Origin of the sequence: Gluconacetobacter liquefaciens (assembly GCF_003350405.1) — a bacterium.
GTDB classification, from domain to species: Bacteria; Pseudomonadota; Alphaproteobacteria; order Acetobacterales; family Acetobacteraceae; genus Gluconacetobacter; species Gluconacetobacter liquefaciens.
The window spans coordinates 171701-192903 of sequence record NZ_QQAW01000001.1 but is presented as its reverse complement, the minus strand read 5'-3'; the positions used below and the strand labels follow the sequence as shown (position 1 = coordinate 192903).

At 64.9% G+C, this 21203-nt stretch carries 21 protein-coding genes and 1 pseudogene; 12 read left to right on the top strand and 10 right to left on the bottom strand.

Annotated features, from left to right (window positions below; genetic code table 11):
• Window positions 1–6: 6 nt before the first annotated feature.
• The 5 genes from C7453_RS00915 to C7453_RS00895 all read right to left on the bottom strand — a co-directional run bounded on the left by C7453_RS00915 (window position 7) and on the right by C7453_RS00895 (window position 5146).
• A complete protein-coding gene (locus C7453_RS00915; protein WP_114725961.1) occupies window positions 7–1644 on the bottom strand; it encodes an electron transfer flavoprotein-ubiquinone oxidoreductase in 1638 nt (545 codons plus the stop codon).
• A 111-nt stretch (window positions 1645–1755) separates the two neighbouring features.
• Entirely contained in the window at window positions 1756–2388 is a 633-nt protein-coding gene (locus C7453_RS00910; RefSeq protein ID WP_114725191.1) for a 2OG-Fe(II) oxygenase, read from the bottom strand.
• A gap of 28 nt (window positions 2389–2416) precedes the next feature.
• The gene (gene hemN / locus C7453_RS00905) at window positions 2417–3790 is read right to left on the bottom strand and encodes an oxygen-independent coproporphyrinogen III oxidase (protein ID WP_371858475.1); all 1374 of its coding nucleotides are present in this window, start codon (window positions 3788–3790) and stop codon (window positions 2417–2419) included.
• Window positions 3791–3795: 5 nt separating this feature from the next.
• Window positions 3796–4584 (bottom strand): OmpW/AlkL family protein, encoded by a 789-nt coding sequence (locus tag C7453_RS00900; protein WP_114725189.1) that lies wholly within the window; start codon window positions 4582–4584, stop codon window positions 3796–3798.
• 85 nt (window positions 4585–4669) lie between these two features.
• On the bottom strand, window positions 4670–5146 hold the full coding sequence (locus tag C7453_RS00895; RefSeq protein WP_114725187.1) for a hypothetical protein: 477 nt from the start codon (window positions 5144–5146) through the stop codon (window positions 4670–4672).
• Window positions 5147–5495: 349 nt separating this feature from the next.
• Here C7453_RS00895 and C7453_RS00890 point away from each other — a divergent pair, with 349 nt between their 5' ends.
• Window positions 5496–6251, top strand: a complete 756-nt coding sequence (locus C7453_RS00890) for a Crp/Fnr family transcriptional regulator (protein WP_114725185.1) — start codon at window positions 5496–5498, stop codon at window positions 6249–6251.
• A 49-nt stretch (window positions 6252–6300) separates the two neighbouring features.
• Here C7453_RS00890 and C7453_RS00885 read toward each other — a convergent pair whose 3' ends face one another.
• A complete protein-coding gene (locus C7453_RS00885; RefSeq protein WP_174787953.1) occupies window positions 6301–7524 on the bottom strand; it encodes an AI-2E family transporter in 1224 nt (407 codons plus the stop codon).
• Window positions 7525–7832: 308 nt separating this feature from the next.
• Here C7453_RS00885 and pqqA point away from each other — a divergent pair, with 308 nt between their 5' ends.
• The 6 genes from pqqA (at window position 7833) to C7453_RS00855 (ending at window position 12014) form a co-directional block, all read left to right on the top strand.
• Entirely contained in the window at window positions 7833–7913 is an 81-nt protein-coding gene (gene pqqA / locus C7453_RS00880) for a pyrroloquinoline quinone precursor peptide PqqA (protein WP_012224451.1), read from the top strand.
• A 60-nt stretch (window positions 7914–7973) separates the two neighbouring features.
• Window positions 7974–8897, top strand: coding sequence for a pyrroloquinoline quinone biosynthesis protein PqqB (pqqB, locus tag C7453_RS00875; protein WP_114725183.1), 924 nt, complete (start codon window positions 7974–7976; stop codon window positions 8895–8897).
• Window positions 8894–9631 carry a pyrroloquinoline-quinone synthase PqqC gene (gene pqqC / locus C7453_RS00870; RefSeq protein WP_114725181.1) on the top strand — a complete coding sequence of 246 codons (738 nt, stop codon included), beginning with the start codon at window positions 8894–8896 and terminating at the stop codon, window positions 9629–9631. Before pqqB ends, pqqC begins: the two co-directional genes overlap by 4 nt.
• A complete protein-coding gene (gene pqqD / locus C7453_RS00865; RefSeq protein ID WP_114725179.1) occupies window positions 9628–9924 on the top strand; it encodes a pyrroloquinoline quinone biosynthesis peptide chaperone PqqD in 297 nt (98 codons plus the stop codon). The genes pqqC and pqqD overlap by 4 nt, the downstream gene beginning before the upstream one ends.
• Complete coding sequence (gene pqqE / locus C7453_RS00860; RefSeq protein WP_114725177.1) at window positions 9921–11021, top strand: pyrroloquinoline quinone biosynthesis protein PqqE; 1101 nt, start codon at window positions 9921–9923, stop codon at window positions 11019–11021. The genes pqqD and pqqE overlap by 4 nt, the downstream gene beginning before the upstream one ends.
• 111 nt (window positions 11022–11132) lie before the next feature.
• Complete coding sequence (locus C7453_RS00855; protein ID WP_170143073.1) at window positions 11133–12014, top strand: CPBP family intramembrane glutamic endopeptidase; 882 nt, start codon at window positions 11133–11135, stop codon at window positions 12012–12014.
• Between the two features lie 56 nt (window positions 12015–12070).
• Here C7453_RS00855 and C7453_RS00850 read toward each other — a convergent pair whose 3' ends face one another.
• From C7453_RS00850 to C7453_RS00840, 3 genes and pseudogenes are all read right to left on the bottom strand, one after another.
• Window positions 12071–12547 (bottom strand): TM2 domain-containing protein, encoded by a 477-nt coding sequence (locus tag C7453_RS00850; protein ID WP_114725172.1) that lies wholly within the window; start codon window positions 12545–12547, stop codon window positions 12071–12073.
• 174 nt (window positions 12548–12721) lie between these two features.
• Window positions 12722–14147 (bottom strand): annotated as a pseudogene (locus C7453_RS00845) (DHA2 family efflux MFS transporter permease subunit).
• Between the two features lie 34 nt (window positions 14148–14181).
• Complete coding sequence (locus C7453_RS00840; RefSeq protein ID WP_114725955.1) at window positions 14182–14751, bottom strand: hydrolase; 570 nt, start codon at window positions 14749–14751, stop codon at window positions 14182–14184.
• A 104-nt stretch (window positions 14752–14855) separates the two neighbouring features.
• Between C7453_RS00840 and C7453_RS00835 the strand changes: the two genes are divergently transcribed.
• Window positions 14856–15515 (top strand): TetR/AcrR family transcriptional regulator, encoded by a 660-nt coding sequence (locus tag C7453_RS00835; protein WP_114725170.1) that lies wholly within the window; start codon window positions 14856–14858, stop codon window positions 15513–15515.
• Here C7453_RS00835 and C7453_RS00830 read toward each other — a convergent pair.
• Window positions 15488–16411, bottom strand: coding sequence for a serine hydrolase (locus tag C7453_RS00830; protein WP_245948681.1), 924 nt, complete (start codon window positions 16409–16411; stop codon window positions 15488–15490). The two genes, C7453_RS00835 and C7453_RS00830, sit on opposite strands and share 28 nt — an antisense overlap.
• 196 nt (window positions 16412–16607) lie before the next feature.
• Between C7453_RS00830 and C7453_RS00825 the strand changes: the two genes are divergently transcribed.
• From C7453_RS00825 to C7453_RS00810, 4 genes are all read left to right on the top strand, one after another.
• Window positions 16608–17864 (top strand): FAD-dependent oxidoreductase, encoded by a 1257-nt coding sequence (locus C7453_RS00825; protein ID WP_245948679.1) that lies wholly within the window; start codon window positions 16608–16610, stop codon window positions 17862–17864.
• 1 nt (window position 17865) lies between these two features.
• Window positions 17866–18252: a c-type cytochrome gene (locus tag C7453_RS00820; RefSeq protein ID WP_114725165.1), complete on the top strand. Its 387-nt coding sequence runs from the start codon at window positions 17866–17868 to the stop codon at window positions 18250–18252.
• 169 nt (window positions 18253–18421) lie between these two features.
• The gene (locus tag C7453_RS00815; RefSeq protein WP_114725163.1) at window positions 18422–19312 is read left to right on the top strand and encodes a LysR family transcriptional regulator; all 891 of its coding nucleotides are present in this window, start codon (window positions 18422–18424) and stop codon (window positions 19310–19312) included.
• Between the two features lie 146 nt (window positions 19313–19458).
• Window positions 19459–21078 (top strand): serine hydrolase, encoded by a 1620-nt coding sequence (locus C7453_RS00810; RefSeq protein WP_245948677.1) that lies wholly within the window; start codon window positions 19459–19461, stop codon window positions 21076–21078.
• Window positions 21079–21203 lie beyond the last annotated feature (125 nt).

Here is a 21203-nt window from a genome sequence, read left to right as displayed (position 1 = left end):
AAAAAATCACATCCCGCCGGGATAATTCGGGCCGCCGGCCCCCTCGGGCGTACACCAGTCGATATTCTGCGCCGGGTCCTTGATGTCGCACGTCTTGCAATGCACGCAGTTCTGCGCGTTGATCTGCAGGCGCGGCGCGGTCTCGACATCCACCGCCTCGTAAACGCCGGCCGGACAATAACGGCTCTCGGGCGCACGGAACACATCCCAGTTCACCGTCTTCCACAGCGCGTCGTTACGCAGCTTCAGATGAACGGGCTGGTCTTCCTCATGATTGGTGGCGGAGAGAAAGACCGAAGACAGCTTGTCGAATGTGATCTTGCCGTCCGGCTTGGGGTAGGCGATCTGTGGCGAGGCGCTGGCGGATTCCAGAACCTCGTTGTCCGCATGCCGATGACGCAGCGTCCACGGCGCACGGCCACGCAGCAGCATGGCGTCGATGCCCGAATAGAGCGCGCCGCCCTTCATGCCGAACCGCGCAAAGGCAGGGCGAATGTTACGAACGCCGCGCAGTTCTTCCCACAGCCAGGACTGGCGCACCCGCGCGGTGTAGGATGTCGGCTCCGCCCGGCCACCCTCCATCGCCTCGGCCACAGCCTCGGCCGCCAGCATCCCCGATTTCATCGCGGTATGGGTGCCCTTGATCTTGGGCACGTTCAGAAAGCCCGCCGTATCGCCGATCAGCGCACCACCGGGGAAGGTCAGGCGAGGAATCGACTGGATGCCCCCCTCCGACAGTGCCCGCGCACCGTAGGCGATACGGCGCCCCCCCTCGAACGTACTGCGGAAAGACGGATGCAGCTTCAGCCGCTGCATCTCGTCGAACGGCGACAGCCAGGTATTGGGATAATCCAGCCCGACCACAAAACCGTATGAAACCAGGTTCTCGCCGAAATGATACATCCAGGCGCCGCCATAGGTCCGGTCGTCCAGCGGCCAGCCGAAACTATGCTGCACCAGCCCCGGACGATGCTGCTCGGCCGGAACCTCCCACAATTCCTTGATACCCAGGCCGTAGGTCTGCGGGTCCACGCCCTTGCGCAGGTTGTACATCGCCATCAGCCGCTTGGTCAGCGACCCCCGGCACCCTTCGGCGAACAGGGTATATTTCGCGCGCAGCTCCATGCCCGGCGCGTAGTTGGGGCCGGGCTCGCCATCGCGGCCGATGCCCATGTCACCCGTCACCACCCCCACCACGCGCCCGTCCTCGACCAGGACGTCCGCGCCGGCAAAACCGGGATAGATCTCCACCCCCAGCTCCTCGGCCCGCCCGGCCAGCCAGCGGCAGACATCGCCGAGGCTGACGATGTAATTGCCGTGGTTGCGCATGTGCGGCATCACCCGGTCCAGCAGCGGCACGGTATAGCCTCGGTTTTCGGTCAGGAAGAGCATGGCCTCTTCCGTCACCGGCGTATTCAGCGGCGCACCGGTTTCGCGCCAGTCGGGCAGCAATTCGTCGAGCGCACGCGGTTCGATCACCGCACCGGAGAGGATATGGGCACCGATCTCGCTGCCTTTCTCGATCAGGCAGACCGTCGCCTGCGGTACGAGCTGCCGCAGGCGGATCGCCGCCGCCAGACCGGACGGGCCGCCACCGACAACGACAATATCGAATTCCATTGTCTCGCGCGCGTTTTCGGTCATCGCCTTTCTTGCCTCGTCATGCAGTTGCTGCGCCATGAACGCCACGGCCCGGGTGGAAGATTTATGTCTTCCTAGAACCGAACGGGGCCGGAACGCAAAAGCGGCGGCAAATCAGCACGCGGAACCGAACGCCAGTTCCCCGAGCGCGCGCCATTCCGACGAGACGAAATTGACGATCAACGACCGCCGCAGGCCCTGGATCGGCCGGCGCACGAACCCATGCCAGCTCTCGTCGCCAGGCACGAACATCAGGCCGGAGTTGAACGCACCGCTGGCCCGCGCGGCCGGCTTGCCATCCGCCGTCATCAGGTCGGTGCCCCATTCCGCCGCCCCCGCATCGGTGGACAGCGCGATCAGCAGCGTCAGCTTCTTCGCCCCGATATCGGTGTGCGGCTCCAACCAGAATCCGTCGGTATCGAGGCACAGTTCCAGCCGCAGGGCAGTGCCGGCCAGCCGGGCTCCGCACCGCGCGGAAATGGCCTCGCGGGCCTCCACGGCATCGAACATGCGGGCCAGCCGGTCCAGCCCCGGCACGCGGCGCGTCTCGGGGGTCACGAAGACACGCCGGCCGTTACGGGCATCGCGCCGGCCGCCGGTATCGCCGCCATGGGCATCCGCTCCAGGGTCCCACGCCAGCAGCGCGGCACAGACCGACGGCGGCAGAACGTCATCCAGCACCCAGTGCGCGAACGGCCACGCCCGCTCTTCCGCCGCCCGCACCGACGCGACCGCCTGGTTAGGCATCAACCTCTCCATGTCCACCACGGCTGGGTTACAGCGCGCCGGCATGGCGCTTCACACCGGCAGGCGCATGATGCGCATCGAACACGGCGGCAATGTTGCGCAAAAACGGGCGCCCCTTCTCGGTCACGCGAACCACCGGACCGTCCAGCACCACCAGCCCATCCATTTCGGCCTGTCGCAGGGCTGGCCACGCACTCTCATACCAGGAGGCAGAGATCCCATGGCGCGTCCCTATGGCAGCCGGATCGACCTGCAGGTCGCACATCAGCCGTTCGATCACCTCGCCACGCAGCCGGTCGTCCCCGGTCCGGCACACGCCGCGCACGGCGGGCAGGCTGTCGGGCATCGTCTCCATGGCCCGCGCGTAGAATGCATTCGCCGGTACGTTCTGCGTCATGCCCTGGGGAAAATTCGAAATCGCCGAGGCCCCGATACCGACCAGCACCGGCGCGGGATCCACGGTATAACCCTGGAAATTGCGGCGCAGGTGACCGGTCTCTGCCGCAAGGCAGAGCGCATCATCGGGCCGGGCATAATGATCCAGCCCCACGGCGCTATAACCCGATAGGCGCAGGGCCTCGTCGATACGCGCCCGCTGGGCCAGCCGCTCGACGGGCGGCGGCAGGGCCGCTTCCGGCAGCAGGGCCTGGCGCTTCTGCTTCCAAGGCACATGCGCATAGCCGAACACCGCCAGCCGCTCCGGCCGCAGCACCTCCGCGACGGTCAATGCCGTATCGCCCGCACCATCAACGGTCTGGTAGGGCAGACCATAGATCAGATCGACATTGACCGAGCGGATTCCCGCCGCGCGCACCCGGCGCACGCAATCCTCGGTCTGTTCCAGGCTCTGCACCCGGCCGCTGGCCGCCTGCACGGCCGGGTCGAGGTCCTGCACGCCCAGGCTGGCACGATTGAACCCCAGCGCGCCCAGCAGCGGCGGATAATCGTCGGGCAGAAAACGGGGGTCGAGTTCGATGGCGATTTCGGCATCCGCCTCCACGGCAAACAGGCGATGGATCGTCTCCATCACCGCGCGCATGCTCTCTGGCGGCAGGGTCGTCGGCGTGCCGCCGCCCCACTGCACATGCCGCACGGGCCGACCGGCGCCGAGGCGCGCCGCCACCCGGTGCACTTCATCGATCAGGAGCCGGGCATAGGCCGCCCGCAGGTCGGCATCGCGCACGACCGAGCTGTTGCACCCGCAGAAAAGGCACAGCACGTCGCAGAACGGAACATGCAGGTAAAGCGATACCGGCGTGCCCGCCGGAACCGCGCGAAGCCACGCATCGGCTTCGGCGGCACCGACCGAGGCGTCAAACTGCGCCGCGGTCGGATAACTCGTATAGCGCGGCAGGTTGCCCCCATACCGAACCAGAACGTCGGAAGGAGGCAACATGTCCATCGGGATCAGAACCGGTATTCGATACCAGCGCCAACCACGGTCGGGTCGAGCGAGTCATGCGCCTTGATGAACGGGCTGCTGGTGCCACGGTCGTTGGCCCAGGCATGCATCCGCATGAACATCTGCTTGACGTCGAAGTTGAAGAACCAGTTGCCCACGAGCTGGTAATCGAAGCCCGCATTGACCGAAGGCCCGCCGGTGAAGCCGACATTGAGCTTCTGCACCAGGCCACCAGCCGGCGAGACGTTATGGAACCACGCCATCGTGCCGCCGACACCCACATAGGGGTTGAAGCGCTTGTGCGGCCGGAAATGCCACGCGAAGGTCACGGTGGGCGGCAGCACCCAGGCGCTGCCGACATCGACATGGGCCGCCCCGCCGACACCGTCGGCGGCAACTTCATGCCGCGAACTGGCGGCGATCAGGTCCACCGAAAGATTGTCGGTGAAGAAATATTCGAACGTCAGTTCCGGCGTGACCTGGCGCGTGGTCTTCACCCGGCCCGCAACCGCGTTGCCGTTGATCCACAGCTTGCTGTCCCGGTCTTCGGGCAGCACGCCCAGCGCGGACAGGCGGATCAGGAAATCGCCCTTGCCCAGACCGATCTTGGTGCTGGCGCAGGTCTCGAACAGGCCGCAATGGCTGCCATGCGAGGGCGGCGGCGGAACGGAATCCGAGGTAACGGGCGCATTGACATAAGCCGACGGCGTGGCCGTCTGGGCGCGTCCCGCGCCCGGCGCCAGCGCCAACAGACCGGCCAGGGCCGGGACGACGAGGCTACGGGTGAGTTTCATCGTATGCGCCTTTCAAATTCAAGCGATGAACAACATCGTGTGATGCGCATTGACCACGCGCCGACTGTCATCGCCTTGACTTAAATCAAGCCATATTCTGCGAAATCTCGATCAGTGTACGAATCGGCATCGGGTGTGTCGTATCGCGCCCACGGGTGGCCATACGCGCCACCAGCGCCTGTTGGTCCCCCGGCAGGATCACGCGCGCGCTCCCGCACCCGGCCTCGCACGCCATATTTTCCAAAGCGGGCAGGAAGGCATCCAGCACCGACCAGACCTCGCCGAACGTCAGCGCAACGAAGTGTTCCGCCGTCAGGACCCGCCCGTGGCGCATATCAGGCGCGCACCGAAAGGATATCAGTCCGCAGGGTGGAGAAGAGGGGGCGTGGCGCGCCACGAGAATACCCTGCCGGCCGCGCGGGCCCGTGCGCAGGGCACGGCGCGCCAGCCGCATCCACGCGCCGCGCGCCATTCCCGGATAGGCCAGGCGCACCAGCGGATAAACCAGCGGGGCGTCCTGGGGGCCCAGCAGGCCGACGACAAGCGAGGGGTCGGAATTCATCGTTGGGCGCGGCTGGAACCTTCCATACCCGCACGCTTGAGTCCGATGCAGTAAAAGACATTGATTCAGATCAATTCAGCCCGCATTCTGGTATGCATGCGGGCCTGAGAGCCTGACCGAAAATGCGGGCTGGTGAGCGAGAGGGCCTGTCAGGGCCGCGTCCGGCGTGTGTTTCCGAGCATCGGAGCGGAGCGGCCTTGATGGCCGTGAGCACCAAAGCGCAGGAAACACACGCCGGATCGCCACCAGGGCGCATTTGCGGTCAGGCTCTTGGCGGACGGATGGCCGTCCGTGCCAAAACGACCAGCCCGCTGTCCCGCGGGCCTGAACCGGGAGGAACCCGGACGATATGTCTGACCAGACCACCTGCCAGCGCGATGCCCGTCCGCGTCGCCTGATCCTGGCCGGAGCCCACCGCCAGCCCGGCTATTGCCTGAGCTGCGGCATCCGGGCCCAGAGCGTATGCAGCGTCATCGACGATGACGACATCGCCCGGCTGGCCGAAACGGCAGTCGAAACGCTGGTCCTGCCGGGCCGCAGCTTCATCGAGGAAGGCGCCCCGGCCACCGATTTCTACAATATCACGTCGGGCAACGTGAAGCTGTTCAAGGCCCTGCCCGACGGGCGCCGGCAGATCACCGGCTTCGCCACCACCGGCCATTTCCTCGGTCTGGCAGTGTCCGACCTGTATGCGTTCGGTGCCGAGGCGATAGACACGGTGCGGCTGTGCCGGTTTTCGCGGGCGCGGATGCGACTGTTGATGGACGATTTTCCCCGCCTGGAACGCAGGCTGCTGGCGGAAGCATCGAACGAACTGGTGGCAGCGCAGAACCAGATGCTGCTGCTGGGCCGCAAGACCGCGCGCGAACGGGTGGCCAGCTTCCTGCTGGAGCGCGTGCGCGAGGTCCCCAATCCGTCCGAAGACGTGCCGCTGCCCATGACCCGCTCGGACATGGCCGACTATCTGGGTCTGACGATCGAAACGGTCAGCCGCACACTGAGCTGGATGCGCACCGAACGGCTGGTCACGATCGGCAAGGGTCACACCGTGCGCATCACGGCGATGGAGCGCCTCCACGCCCTGGCCGCCGGCGAGGCTGGCTGAAACAGCGCCGCTACCGGCGGACGGCCACCAGGGCTTCTGAAACAGGTTTTTAATCCGCCTCGTGGCTCGTCTCGGGGAGAGCGGCGGCCGGACGGCTCTTCGGGCCGCGCGTCGGGCCGCCGACGATGTGGCCGATCGGCGTCAGCACCTCCACATGGTCGCAGATGATCTTGAAGACCGCGAGCATCGGCACCGAGAGAAACGCCCCCCACACCCCCCACAGCCAGTCCCAGAACATCAGCGACCCCATGACCAGCACCGGATTGAGCGTGAAACGCCGGGCCAGCACCATGGGCGTGATCGTCTCGCCTTCCATCAGATGGATGCACAGATAGACCATCGGCGGCAGCAGCGCCTGGAGCATCGAGGGAAAGACGAACAGGCTGACGACGAAATAGATCACGATCCCGGTCAGCGGGCCGATGATGGGGATGTAATTCAGCAGGAAGGCCAGCACGCCCCACAACAGGGGGTTGGGCAGGCCGAACACCCAGCATTGCAGCATGTTCGCCAACCCGACCAGCACGTTGATGATCGTGATCGTCGTCAGGTACAGCGAGACGTTGCGTTCGATCTGGTAGGCGATCTGCACCGCACGGCGCTTGTCGGCAAAGGTCGGCATGATCTCGACGAAGCGCCGCAACAGGCTGTCCCCCTGCGCCAGCAGGAAGAACAGCATCAGCATCATGGTAAAGAGCTGCCCCACGAACGCCCGCGTCCCCAGCAGTACGCTGGAGCCGAACAATCCCAGCCCGCCCTCGCCAGAGGGCGCGGACGGCGCCAGCAGCGAGGCATGCCCGCTGCTGCCCCCACGCCCACTGACCACCGCCAGAAAACTGTCGATCCGTTCATTGGCCGCCTGAATCATCCGCAGCGGCCCATGCAGCACCGCCATATGCGCCTGGATCGCCGCCATGGTCTGCGGCGCACGGCTGATCCAGCCGGCGGCAGGCACCGAAATCGCGGTGCCGATCGCCCCGATCACCCCGAACAGGCACAGGATCAGGATCAGGGCAGCCAACGTCTTGGGTAGCCTCAGGCGCGCATGCAGCAGGCGCATCGGGGCCGACAGCAGCAGGTTGGCCACCAGCGCCAGCACGATCGGCAGGATGATCGCCGCCGCGAAATACAGGGTGTAGAAAACAGCCAGCACCGTCAGGATCAGCAGGCAGATAGTCTGCGCACTGAAGCGACTGCGGCGCACCACCTCTATGGCCCGCTGCTGCTGGCGCGTCTCGAACGAATCCGCTTCTTCACTCTCGGGAGCCAGCATCACGCCCCAGCCTCGCCAACGGCAACCGGCACTCAGGACCCGCCCGACCACCGTTGAATGGGGCGTAGTCCCCCATCCGCGCCGACGCAAGCCATAACGCACTTCAGCATTGGTGCCACGCGCCCGGCGCGGACATGTGAACCTTCAATCACCCCGACACTGACCCTTACGTCACAGAAACGTGAGAATTCTGAACGGCAATGGTCGCAAAAGGCGACGATCAAGGGTTGAAACCCGCCATCATCGGGGTTCACATCCAGCATGAAAGCGGGAGCCCCGCCTTCATGACCAGAATGATGGAGGATCACATGGCCTGGACTGCTCCGAAGATCACCGAAGTTCCGCTGGGCGCGGAAATCAACAGCTACGTCTGCGGCCAGAAGAAATAAGCCGCACGAGACGCCGCCCAGCCTCGTGCGGGCGGCGTTTCTGTTCTAGATATCTGCGCCATGATCGACATCATCGTTCTCGGCGCGGCCGCTGGCGGCGGCTTTCCGCAATGGAATTCCAACGCAGCCGGATGCCGGCGCGCCCGATCGGGCGACCCCGACGCCCTGCCCCGAACCCAGGCCTCGATCGCCATCAGCGGCGACGGCGCGCACTGGTTCGTCGTCAACGCCTCGCCAGACCTGCGCGCGCAGATCGGCCAGACACCAGCCCTGCACCCACGGGACGGCCTGCGCTCCACCCCTATCGCCGGGGTCATCCTGACCGGCGGCGAGGTCGATACCGTGACCGGCCTTCTGACCCTGCGCGAGCGCCAGCCCTTCACCCTGCTGGGCACGCGCCCGGTGCTGGACCTGCTGGATGCCAACCCGATCTTCGAAGCCCTGGACCGTTCCATCGTACCGCGCCTGCCGCTGGCGCTGGACGTGCCCTACGCGCTGGCGCTGCCCGACGGCACCCCGGCCGGGCTGACGATCACCCCCTTCGCGGTGCCCGGCAAAGTGCCGCTCTACGCCGAAACCGGCCCCGATCCTGCGGCCATCGTCGAGAATGGCGAGACGGTGGGGCTGGCGATCACCGACGGCACACGCCATGTCTTCTTCATTCCCGGCTGCGCACGCATGACCGACGCGCTGCGGGCCCGTCTGCGGGGGGCGGACATCGTGTTCTTCGACGGCACGCTCTGGACCGACGACGAGATGCTCCGCGCCGGGCTGGGGCAGAAGACCGGCCAGCGCATGGGCCATATGTCGGTCAGCGGTCCGGACGGTACGATCAGCGCACTGTCCGATCTGGAAATCGGGCACAAAATCCTGATCCACATCAATAATTCCAACCCCGTCCTGCTGGCCGACAGCCCGGAGCGCGCCTCGGCCAACGCAGCCGGATGGGACGTGGCCTTCGATGGCATGAGGATAACGGCATGACGGACCGCCCGCTCTCTCCCGACGACCTGGAGGCCGCGCTCCGCGCCATCGGTGCCGAGCGCTACCACAACCTGCATCCGTTCCACCGGGCCCTGCATGACGGGCGCCTGACAAAAGGCCAGGTCCAGGCCTGGGCACTCAACCGCTACTATTACCAGTGCCGCATCCCCGCCAAGGACGCGACCCTGCTGGCCCGCCTGCCGACGGCCGACCTGCGCCGCGAATGGCGGCGGCGGCTGGTCGATCACGACGGCGACGCGCCGGGCACCGGCGGCGTCGCCCGCTGGCTGAAACTCACCGATGGCGTCGGGCTGGACCGCACCTATGTCGAATCACTGGCGGGCCTGCTCCCCGCCACCCACTTCGCCGTCGATGCCTATGTAGAGTTCGTCCGCGACCGCCCGATCCTGGAAGCCATCGCCTCGTCGCTGACCGAACTGTTCTCGCCCACCATCATCAGCGAGCGCGTGTCGGGCATGCTGCGCCATTATGATTTCGTCACGCCCGAAACGCTGGCCTATTTCCAGCCCCGGCTGACCCAGGCCCCGCGTGATTCCGACTTCGCCCTGGCCTATGTGCGCGAACATGCCCGCACCGCTGCCGAGCAGAAAGCGGTGCTGGACGCGCTGACCTTCAAATGCGCCGTGCTGTGGTCGATGCTCGATGCACTGGATTACGCCTATGTCGTCCCCGGCCGCATCCCGCCCGGCGCCTTCACGCCCCAAGCCTCATGACCGGCGCCCCCACACCGCCACCCGTCGACGAGGAAACGGTCGTCCGCTTCCTGCGCGGCACCCGCCTGCAACATGACCGGGTGCGCGACCAATGGGTGATCCAGGCGCCCGAACGCGCCTTCATCGCCGACCCGATCGCCGCCGAGATCCTGCAACTGGTGGACGGCACCCGCCCTGTCTCCGCCATCATCGACATCCTGGCCGAGCGCTTCGCCGCCCCCCGCCCCGTCATCGCCCACGACGTGCTGGAGATGATCGCCAGCCTCGCCCAGCGGCAGGTGCTGACGGCATGAGCAACCCGCCCGTCCCGCCGCCGATGAGCCTGCTGGCCGAGCTGACGCATCGCTGCCCGCTGCAATGCCCATATTGCTCCAACCCGCTGGCGCTGGACGGGCGGGAGGGCGAACTCGGCACCGACGACTGGCTCCGCGTGCTGGAGCAGGCGGCGGAACTGGGCGTGTTGCAGGTCCATTTCTCCGGCGGCGAGCCGATGGCCCGGCGCGACCTGCCCGAACTGGTGCGCCACGCGGCATCGCTGGGGCTGTACAGCAACCTCATCACCTCCGGCGTGCTCCTCACCGAAGCCACCCTGGCCCAACTGGCCGAGGCCGGGCTGGACCATGTGCAGCTCTCGTTCCAGGACGTGGACACGGCACCGGCCGAGACCATGGGCGGCATGCCCGGCGCGCAGGAAAAGAAGCTGGCCGCCGCGCGCCTGATCGTGGCCGAAGGCATGCCGCTGACGACCAATTTCGTCATTCATCGCGGCAATGTCGGTCGCATCGGGCGCATGCTCGATCTGGCGGTAGAACTGGGCGCCCGCAGGGCCGAAATCGCGCACACCCAGTATTATGGCTGGGGGCTGGTCAACCGCGCCGCCCTCATGCCCAGCCGCGCCCAGCTCGAAGAAGCCACCCGGGCGGTCGAAGACGCGCGCACCCGGCTCGCCGGAACACTCGCGATCGACTACGTCACCCCCGACTACTATGCCGACCAGCCCAAGCCCTGCATGGGCGGCTGGGGTCGACGCTTCGTCAATATCTCCCCCACCGGCCACGTCCTGCCCTGCCACGCCGCCGAGACGATCAAGAGCGTCCCCATCCCCGACATCCGCACCGACAGTCTGGCCGCCATCTGGGCCGACGCCCCCCTGTTCCGCCTGTTTCGCGGCACGGACTGGATGCCAGAACCCTGCCGTGGCTGCGACCTGCGCGAGCAGGACTGGGGCGGCTGCCGCTGCCAGGCCCTGGCCCTGCTGGGCGACGCCGCAGCCACCGACCCGGTCTGCACCCGCTCGCCCGACCACGCCCGGATCAGCAAGATCCTCGCCGACCTGCCGGAGACGCCGCCGCCGCTGGTCTATCGACGCTACGGCAACGCGCCGGGTTAGGGCCTTTCCACCTGCCCGACTGCACGCGCGCTCAGGTAGTCTCCGCTCCAGGCGGCTGTCACGCCAGGCAGGACGATGCTACCCTGGAACACATCATTCCGGGACCCGTTCATGCCGCTCTCTCTGCGAAAGACCCTGCCAGGCATCGCTCCCGTCGTGGGGTATTTCGTTCTTTCGTTGGTGGCATTCAAATATATCCACCTGCCGGATGCTCTCCTGCTATCCGACGGGTCAGGCTCGTCCCCTGCCGCGCACACCACCGCAAAGCTGGGCAATCTATGCCTCCACGAACTGTTCATGCTGTTTCTGATCTGCTGCCTCACAGGCGCCTTCGCCGCGACGACGCGGAAGGATGCCGCCTATTGCGGCTTTCCACTCGACAGGACGGCTCTCCTGCGCATCGTGCAGGGGGGCGGGTTGTCGCTGATCGGCGCCCTGTTCCTGGGAGCATTCGAATGTCTCTTCGGCGGCCTGCGCTTTACCGGGCTGATCTGGAACGGCCCGGTCACGGCCGCCATCATCCTGCTCTCGGCCCTCACACTCACCATCGTCGGATTGACGGAAGAATTGTGGTTCCGTGGCTATCCGCAGCAGCGCCTTCAGGACACATTCGGCTGGTGGCCGGCCGCTCTCGCCACATCCCTCGTCTTCGCCAGCTTTCACCTGGCCAATAACGGCGAAAATATCGTCGAAATCGTCCTGTTGTTCCTGTCGGGACTTGTGCTGTGCGGCCTCCGCCGCGTCACGGGCTCTCTCTGGCTGGGTGTCGGCGCCCATTCCGTCGCCGATTTCTCCGACATCATCCTGGGTTCGCCCGACCCATATGCCGGCAGCAGCCCGTTCCAGATCGTCCACCTGCTCGTCGCCGGTCCCGCATGGCTCAACGGAGGCGATAACGGCGTCATGTTCAGCATTCCGGGCATCGGCATGCAATATCTGATGATGCTCGCCGCCATCCTGCTTTTCAGGCCATCCCAACCGAAAGGATCATGACCGCCCCCGGCCAGGGAAGCTCAGTCCATCCGCCCGGAACCTGCCCGGACCGGCTTTCAGAACCACTCCTTCTGATGGGCGACATACGTCTCGAAGAAATCCTGATCGGACTTCGAAATGTAGATAATGCCCTCGATAAAGGCGATCAGCCAGATAACCGCACCAGGGATACCAAAAAACAGAAATCCGAACATCGTAATAAGCAGCATGACGATGCCGGCTTTGTTGTATCCCAGATAAAATTTATGAATCCCGAACCCACCCAGGAAAATCGCCAAAAGACCAGCAACGACCTTCGACTTCTCTCCTGATGTATTGATATCTATATTGATACCGCCCACTGTCTGATCACGCAGAACAAATATCGAGAACGCCTCGCCATTGCTCTGATCAAAATCGACCCTCGCGCCGCTTTTCAGGAATGAAAAATCAGACTTTACGCTCATTCCCTTGAATTTATAACGATTATTATCGTCCCCGCTGATCAATCCTTCTCCATTCCTGGGGTCATAATCGAGAACGATTCCGCGCATTGTGTTCCACCCGCAAATCTCATGCCAACTATATCAACATAAAGATCCACGATAATTCGCGTCAATTCGAAAAAATTGATCACATAATCAAACCTGAATTCCCAATTGATATAAAGACGAAAACCTCCGCAATGCTGTGCAGAACGCTTTTTGATGAATAATGAAATCATTGCGTCAACCCGGCGCCGATCCGCCTCCTTTCCCGACCAGCCGCACGGGCAGCAGTCGGGTTACAAGGAACAGGCCCGCATGCAGCACGCACAGCAGACCGAACGCCAGGCCAAAGGCCCGCGATGCCATGAACGGGCTGGCGGATGCCTGCCCACCCAACGTCATCGCGCACAGCGTCGTCCAGATCGGGCCGCCCAGCCTCTGCACGATATTCAGCGCCGTGGTCGCAACCGGCAGGTCCTCCCGCTTCACCGAGGCATATCCCGCGCTCATGGACGGAATGCCAATCGCCCCCATCCCGGCCCCCCGCAGAAACAGTGCGCCAGCCAGCAGTGAAAAAGCTGCCCCACGCAGGGCAAGAAACACAAGCAGCAGAGCCCCCGCAAATGCCGCCAGCGCGCCGCAGTTCGTCAGTCTCCGGATACCGAACCGGTCCGTAAGACGCCCCATCAACGGATAGGTGCACATCATGCCCAGCCCCATCGGCATCATCAGCCAGCCAACCCGGTCGGGCGACAGACCGCATCCGTGGATCAGCCAGACGGGCACAAGCATCTGCCCCGCGAACAGGGCGCCGTTCAGCAGGAACATCGTGGCGACCGAAGCGGAAAAAACCCGTCCTCCGAACAGCCGCAGATCGATCAGGGCATCATCACCCTTCCGATGCGCCCACGCGCCATACAGCACGAAAAGCAGCAGCCCGCCACACACCAGGGTACCCCCCCATGCGCTGGCCAAGACGATCGATTCCGTAAAGAAAGAACACAAGAGCCGGCGAGAGCAGCGCCAGACCGGTCAGATCGAGCGCACGCGGGCACGTCTGCTGCCTGTCATCGGGCAGAAAACGCCACGCGAGCGCAAAAGCCAGAAGGCCGACCGGCAGGTTGAACAGAAAGATCCAGCGCCAGGAAGCAAATGTCAGAATCCCTCCCGCAACGATCGGCCCCAGAAGCGGCGCCAGCAGGATCGGCATCGTCACCATGCTGGCCACGCGCGGCAGATGCCGACCGGCGGCCCGGGCGACCAGCATCTGCGCCATCGGCGCCAGCAGGCCGCCCGCCATGCCCTGCACCACGCGAAACCCGATCAGCGACGGTGCCGACCATGCCATCCCGCACAGGCCCGATGCCAGGGTGAACGCCGCGAAACACCAGAGATACAGCGCCCGGGCACCGATGCGGTCAACCAGCCAGCCATTGAGCGGCAATGTCAGTGCGAGCGCCAGCAGATAACCGCTCATGACCCACTGGATAGTCGGGAACGCAGCATGCAGCGTTCCCGCCAACCCCGGTAGCGAGACGTTCACGATCGTGGCGTCGAGCTGCGACATGAACGAACCGATGGCCGCAACACTGGCGATTTTCCAGATACCGCGCGGCAGGCGGTCGCTCCCACCGGGCGCCGAGCCCGTATCCGGGGCGCGGCTCATGCTAAAAAGCCGGGGCTGCGCATGCGATGGCGATTCAGGCCGTCAGTTCGACGGCATCGGTGGTCGTCACCCGGCCAAGCATCGGAAAGATATGGTCGAAGGCAAAACCATGCATGTCCGCTGACAGAGCGGACGTCGCATCTTCCGCCACCACCACCGCATAGCCATGCTCATGCGCGGCCCGGGCGGTGGATTCCACGCCCATGTTGGTCGCGATCCCGCCGAGCACGATCGTCGTAATGCCGCGCCGACGCAGTTGCAGATCCAGGTCCGTGCCGTAAAAAGCGCCCCACTGGCGCTTCGTAACCGTCAGGTCGCCCGGTTCGGCCAGGTCCTCCACCAGTTCACTCCAGTTCTCGGGAAAGCCATCCGGCGGCGGAGAAAACGGCCGATCGACCGGCGTACGCACCGCATCGGCGAAATCGGCCGCGAACGCGACATTGACCAGCACGACCGGCGCGCCAGCCGCCCGGAACCGACCGGCCAGGCGCTTGCCGCGCGCAACCACGTCGTCGCCCGGATGCGGCGCCAGCGCACGGCCGACAATGCCTTTCTGGAGATCGATCAACACCAGCGCGGTCCGGGAAGCGGGAAGAGATATCATGATGCAGTTCCGATATCGTTGCATTCGTTCCCCCGGCGCGTTGTCGGCTCCGGCGGGGTTCGATAGAATTTGAGGATAAACTCAAGCAGGGGCATTATTTGAGCATGGGCTCAACTTCGTCAAGGACCGATCGCACCGCGTTGCAGCCCCAGCGCGCGGTTGGCCGCCAGCGCGTGGAGGACCTGCTGGCGGCGGCATCCGACCTGATCGCCGAACGCGGCTACCAGGCGACGACCATGGCCGCGATCGCCGAGCGGGCAGACGCCCGGATCGGATCGCTCTACCGCTTTTTCCCGAACAAGGAGGCGATCGCCGACACCCTGCTGCGTCGGCATCTTGACATCCTGCGCGAAGCGTATGACGCACTTGGCCAGCGCGCGGCCGGCACTACGCCCGAGGAACTGGCCGATATCCTGATCGATCTTCTGGCCACGCTCTATCCGCGCGTAAAATCGCTTCCCGCCCTGATGGATGTCCACACGGACCGGACCGAACTCAGCCGGCAGTCACGGGCCACGGCGCTGGGCGGCATTTCCGCGGCACTGATCGCCTGCGCGCCGAAACTGGACCGGCAGGAGGCCGACGATATCGCAGCCCTCGTGCTCAACAACATGAAGACGATGCTCGGCATGGCCCTGAAGACCGCACCGACATCACCAGGCGCACCAGACGAACTGCGCCTGATGAACCGGCTCTATCTCGCCACCAGGCTGATGCCCGCTCAGGAGCCGGCCGGCTACGGGCCACCCAGACGGCGCCGATAGGCTTTGAAGACCGTGCTGGAAATGGCATTCAGCACCTTGATCCCCGCCGCCTCGTCCGGCAGGTCGCGGCTGAGTTCCACCAGGATATAGTGCGCCCCGTTCGGCAGAAACACGATCGCGGCATCATTGCGCACGCCGTTGACCCACCCGGTCTTGTGCGCCACCAGCGTACCGCCGGGCAATCCGGGCGGGATAAGGTCGTTGAAGGTCTGGCCAAGCATGATGCCGATCATCGCACGGCTCTCGGCCGGGCCGACGATCGCGCCGTGGTCGAGCTTCTGCAGGAAACCGCCCAGCCCGCGCGCCGTCACGCGATTGCGGATGCCTTTGGCATCGGCATCGAAATCCTCGATCATGCGGCCGAAGGTAATGCCCTCCAGTCCCTGCTGCGCCACCACGCCACGGATCTGGATCACACCCAGCCGCTCGACCATCAGGTTGGTGGCGAGGTTGCTGCTGTACTGGATCATGACCCGCAGCAATTCGATCACCGTGACCGGCCTGCCGGCCTCGGCATAGAGCGGATCGTAGGAATCCTCCTTCTGGTCCAGCGAAAAACTGCCCATGCCGACCAGCGAGTGAAAACGGTTATGAACGATGATCGCCTCATCCGGCTTCAGCGTGCCGTCACGGAAGGCGGCATAGGCGGCATCGAGCACAAGCAGCTTGATGGTGCTGGCGGCATTGATCGGCTCGTCACAATGCAGGCAGACATCCGGCGCCTGCCCCGATGGCGCGGCATAGACGGCGAACTCCCCCGGTTGCCCGGCCGTCAGGCGCGCGACGGCGTCCGCCATGGCGGATGCACGGGCCGCCCGGGCCGGCCCGGCAAGAAGAAGCAGCGCGCACAAGACAACGGCGCCGCGTGTCAGAAGGCGCATTCCAGATGGCGGCACGGTCGATCTCCTCGGTGGCACGTCCACCTCATTCTGATACCATTATAATCTTCGTTTCTACATCAGACCAATTCACCGAAGTTACCGTGTGTTAGCCTTGGGTTATCACCTGTGGAAAAGTTTGGCCTTCCTAAGCGGGCCGCGATCGGCGAAGGAAGAAGCATGCGATCATGCAGCGGGGTGGCGCGGCGCGGTTATGGATACTGGCAGGACTCTTTCGCGCCGAAGCGTGTTCGCGGGCGGTGCCGCACTGGGCGCGACCGCAATGATGGCGGGGGAGCACATCCTCCTGCCCCACGCCGCCTCGGCGGGCGACGCAGGCGACGCACTCGCGCCGCCACACCGGCCCCACCTTGTGCCGATGCACCCGCGTGTGGACCAGATCACCGACATCAAGGTCTGTATCCGGCCCTTCCGCGCCGCCGGCCCCCGACTGGATGTCGAGCGGATCGGCGACAAGACGGTCTTCCATAATTACGGCCATGGCGGCAGCGGCTGGTCCCTGTCCTGGGGCTCGGCCAATCTGGTGGTCGGCAAGGTGGCGGCAACGCTCAACCGCAAGGTCGCGGTCATCGGCTGCGGCATCGTCGGGCTCACGGCCGCGCTGACGGCACAGCGCGCGGGCTTCGACGTCACGATCTATACCCGCGACCTGCTGCCGCACACGCGCTCGGTCCGCGCGAACGGAAGCTGGACGCCGGATTCTCGCATCGCCCTGACCCAGACCGCCGGCCCAGCCTTTGCCGACCAGTGGGAACAGATGGCACGGTTCTCCTGGGCGACCTACCGCACCTATCTCGGCCTGCCCGGCGCACCGATCATGTTCGAAGACAACTACATCCTTTCCGACAAACCCTTCGATGACGGGCCGGCCAGACCGGCACCCGCCGGCACACCGGGACGGATGCCCCGCGCCACCGAGGATTTCGCAACCTACGGAAGCCGGATCCGCGACATCATCCCGGCGGTCGAGGATATTCCGGCGGCGGAAAATCCCTTCGCCGCGCCGCACGCAAGGCGGCATTCCCTGATGATCTATAATTTCGGTGCCTACGGCCACCTGCTGCTGTCCGAATTTCACCAGGCGGGCGGCCGCATCGTCATCCGCTCGTTCCACACCCCCCAGGACCTGACGTCCTTGCCGGAGAAGGTAATCATCAACTGCCCCGGCTATGCCGCGCGCGACTGGTGGCGCGATGACAGCTTGGTCCCCGTCCGGGGCCAGACAGCGTGGCTGCCACCCCACCCCGAGGCCCCCTACGGCCTCGATTACCGGGGCGCCGCGCTGCTGTCGAAGACCGACGGCGTGATGATCCAGGCCGTGGATCTGGACGGACTGGGCGAGATGACCGGCGTCGGCAATTCCTTCGAACACCCCGACCCGGCGGAGGCCGCGCGCGCCATCGGCGTCTTCGCCGACCTGTTCGCGCGCATGCCGATGGTGGGCGGGTGACATGACGATGCGCACAAAAGGCACAATGGCGGCCTGCATGGCCGCCCTCACGCTCGGCATGGCCTCAGCTGCCGCCGCCGCACCATGCGCCGAACTGGCCCACGGCGCGGACCTCTATCGCACGGCCTGCGCGATGTGCCACGGCACACGGCTGGAAGGCAATTTCGAAACCCCCGCACTGACGGGCCGCTTCGTCGCCAACTGGGCCGGGGCACCGGTTTCGGAGCTGGAAGCCTATGTCCATCGGGCCATGCCGCTGATGGCACCCGGCACGCTGTCGCCGGACGACACACGGGCCGTCGTCGCGTTCCTGCTGGCGGCGAACGATCTCCCGCACGGCAGGACTGTGCGTGTCGGGGCGCGGACGCGTTCGGCCTGTCCGTCATGAAACACGCCGCATTGTTCTCTTCTTTTTCTGAAGAAAAAGAAGCAAAAAGGCTTTTATCCATTTTGGGCCGTCGCGTGTCCCCAGCACAAGGCTCCTGAACGAATCAACGTTTTTTGGTTCTTTTTTTCAAAAAAGAACAGAAACCACGCCCCCAAGCCAAGGACCCCCGATGCGCCTGCGCCAGATCGAAGTCTTCTACGCGATCATGACGACGGGCTCGCTCCGGCGCGCCGCCGAACTGCTGCACGTCTCGCAGCCGGCGGCCAGCAAGGTGCTGCGCTACGCCGAGCAATCGCTGGGATTCGCGCTGTTCGAGCGTGCAGGCGGCCGACTGGTGCCGACGCGCGAAGCACGCATCATGCTGCCGCACGTCAACGCCATTTTCGAAAAACTGTCGGACCTTAAACGCCTGACCGACAATCTGCGCTATGCGCGAGACGGGCATTCGATCAGCATCGGCTGCGTGCCGAGCCTGGGGCTGAGCCTGGTGCCGCGCGTAGTCCAGCGTTATCGCACCGCCCATCCCGGCATGGAACTGACGATCGACGCCATGCATGGCTCCGAAATCGTGTCCCGCATCCTCAACCACGATCTCGACCTCGGGATCGTGTTCGGCGATTACACGCGCGACGGGCTGACCGCACTGCATATCGCGGATATTCCCCTGCTGGTGATCGACGCCGAAGGCGGGGAAGGCCCCGTCAACGTCGCCGAAATCGACCCGGCCCGCTATATCGGGCTGAGCGAGAACGACCCCACGGCCCGCCTGCTCGACATGGCACTGGACGAAGCCGGCATTCCAGCCACGCCACCGGTGCGGGTGCGCACCCATTTCATGGCGGCCGAACTCGTGCGCCTCGGCGGGGGCTGCGCCATCGTGGATGCCCTGACCGCCCTGCATCATCCGGGCCTGCCCCGGCCGCGCCCGCTCTCCCCGCCGCTCAGCGTAACCTGCACCGTCCTGTTCCGCGCCGACCACGCACTGTCGCATATTTCGCAGAGCATCCTTGCCTTGTTACGAAACGAGCTGGCAATCGACCTGGCCGCGCTGGCCGAATGACACCCGGCAGGGTTTTAACATCAGGTTAAGGGAAAGGTGCATCTGCGAAACGGGACACGCGAACCATTTCGTGCTCTTAATGGATTCCTTTTCCTTTTTGGCCCATCCATGCCCCAGGGCCGGACTTTTCGTATTCAGGACCGTCCATGCTCCAGCGTTTCCGACATTCATGCATGATGGCCGTCTCGGCGGTCGCCCTTCTGTCCGTGCCATGCGTCGGCCACACCGCGTCCCTGCCACCGGGACTAACGGAGCAGGAAATCGGCACGACGGTGGAACGCGCCCGGCAGGCATTCAACGTGCCAGGGATCGCGGTCGCCGTGGTGCATGACGGAGAAATCGTGTTCAGCCACGGCTACGGACGCCGCGCGGAAGACAAGAGCAGCGCACCGGTCGATCGCCGCACGCTGTTCGCCATCGGGTCAAACACCAAGGAGTTCACCACCACGGCGCTGGCGCAACTGGTCGATCAGGGCAAGCTGGACTGGAACGACCGCGTCATCGACCACATGCCGGAATTCCGCGTCGCCGATCCGTCGATCACGCGGGATTTCCGCGTGTCGGACCTGCTGACCCACCATAGCGGAATGGGGCTGGGCGCCGGAGACCTGATGCTGTTCTCGCACAGCACGCTCACGCGGCCGCAAATCCTCGCCGGCCTGCCGTTCATGCCCTTCACCGCGCCGTTCCGCACCCAATACGCCTACAACAATCTTCTTTATGTCGTAGCCGGTGCGCTGGTCGAGCGACTGACCGGGCAAAGCTGGGAAGAGATCGTCCAGAAGCGGCTGATCGACGCCGCCGGCCTGCCCGCCTGCCAGAGCACGCCGCCAGTCAAGGGCCAGACGGACGTCGCGACCGGCGAGGGTGAAACCGGCATCCTGCCCGACAAGGCCGCGCTCCGGTTGCCCGGCGTGGCGCCCGCCGGCGGCATCTGGTGCAGCGCCGACGGCATGGCCCGCTGGGCCCAGACCTATCTCAACGGCGGCCGCACACCCGACGGCCGGCAGATCTTCAGTCAAGCCAGCCGCGATACGCTGTGGGCGCCGCACGCGCTGCTGCCGCTGCCCGACACGGCGGACGCAACGAAAACCCATTTCCGAGCCTATGGCTATGGCTGGTTCATGGAGGATTTCTTCGGTCAGAAGCGCATCTGGCACACCGGCACCATCGACGGCATGGTCAGCTACATGACCTTCCTGCCGGAAAGCCGGACAGGCATCGTCATCCTGACCAATCATGACGACCACAACGCGACCTACGCCATCGCAACGACGCTGAGCGCCTATGTCGCAACCGGCACCAGCGCCGACTGGGTCGCGCACTGGCAGGACGCGGAGAACGCCGCACACGCGGCGGAGGCGAAAGCCGCCGCCAGTACCGGCCCAGGTTCACCCGCGCGGCCGTTCATCACACTCTCCGAAAGCACACAGCAGGACTATATCGGCACCTATCGCGACGACTGGCGCGGCCCGATCACCATCAGCCGGCGAGGGCAGGACCTGCGGATGGCATTCAGCCATGCCGATGGCCTGACCGGCACACTCTCCGCCCTGCCGCACGATCTGTTCGTCGTCCGGTGGGACGATCGCGGACAGGATGCCAGCGACGATTCCTATGTGCAGTTCGAACGCGATGTCTCCGGCCAGGTGGTCGGAATGAGCCTGCGTGTGATCGGGTCCGATTTCAGCTTCGATGCGCAGGATCTGCACCCGAGGAAAGTCAGTTCTTCTTTTTCTGAAGAAAAAGAAGCAAAAAGACTTTAATCCGTTCAGGGTCATCGCGCGTCCCCAGCACAAGGCTCCCGACCGAATCAAAATTTTTTGGTTCTTTTTTTCAAAAAAGAACAGAAACCGCCCCCATACCCTCTCCATTCGTTTTTTTATCAAAC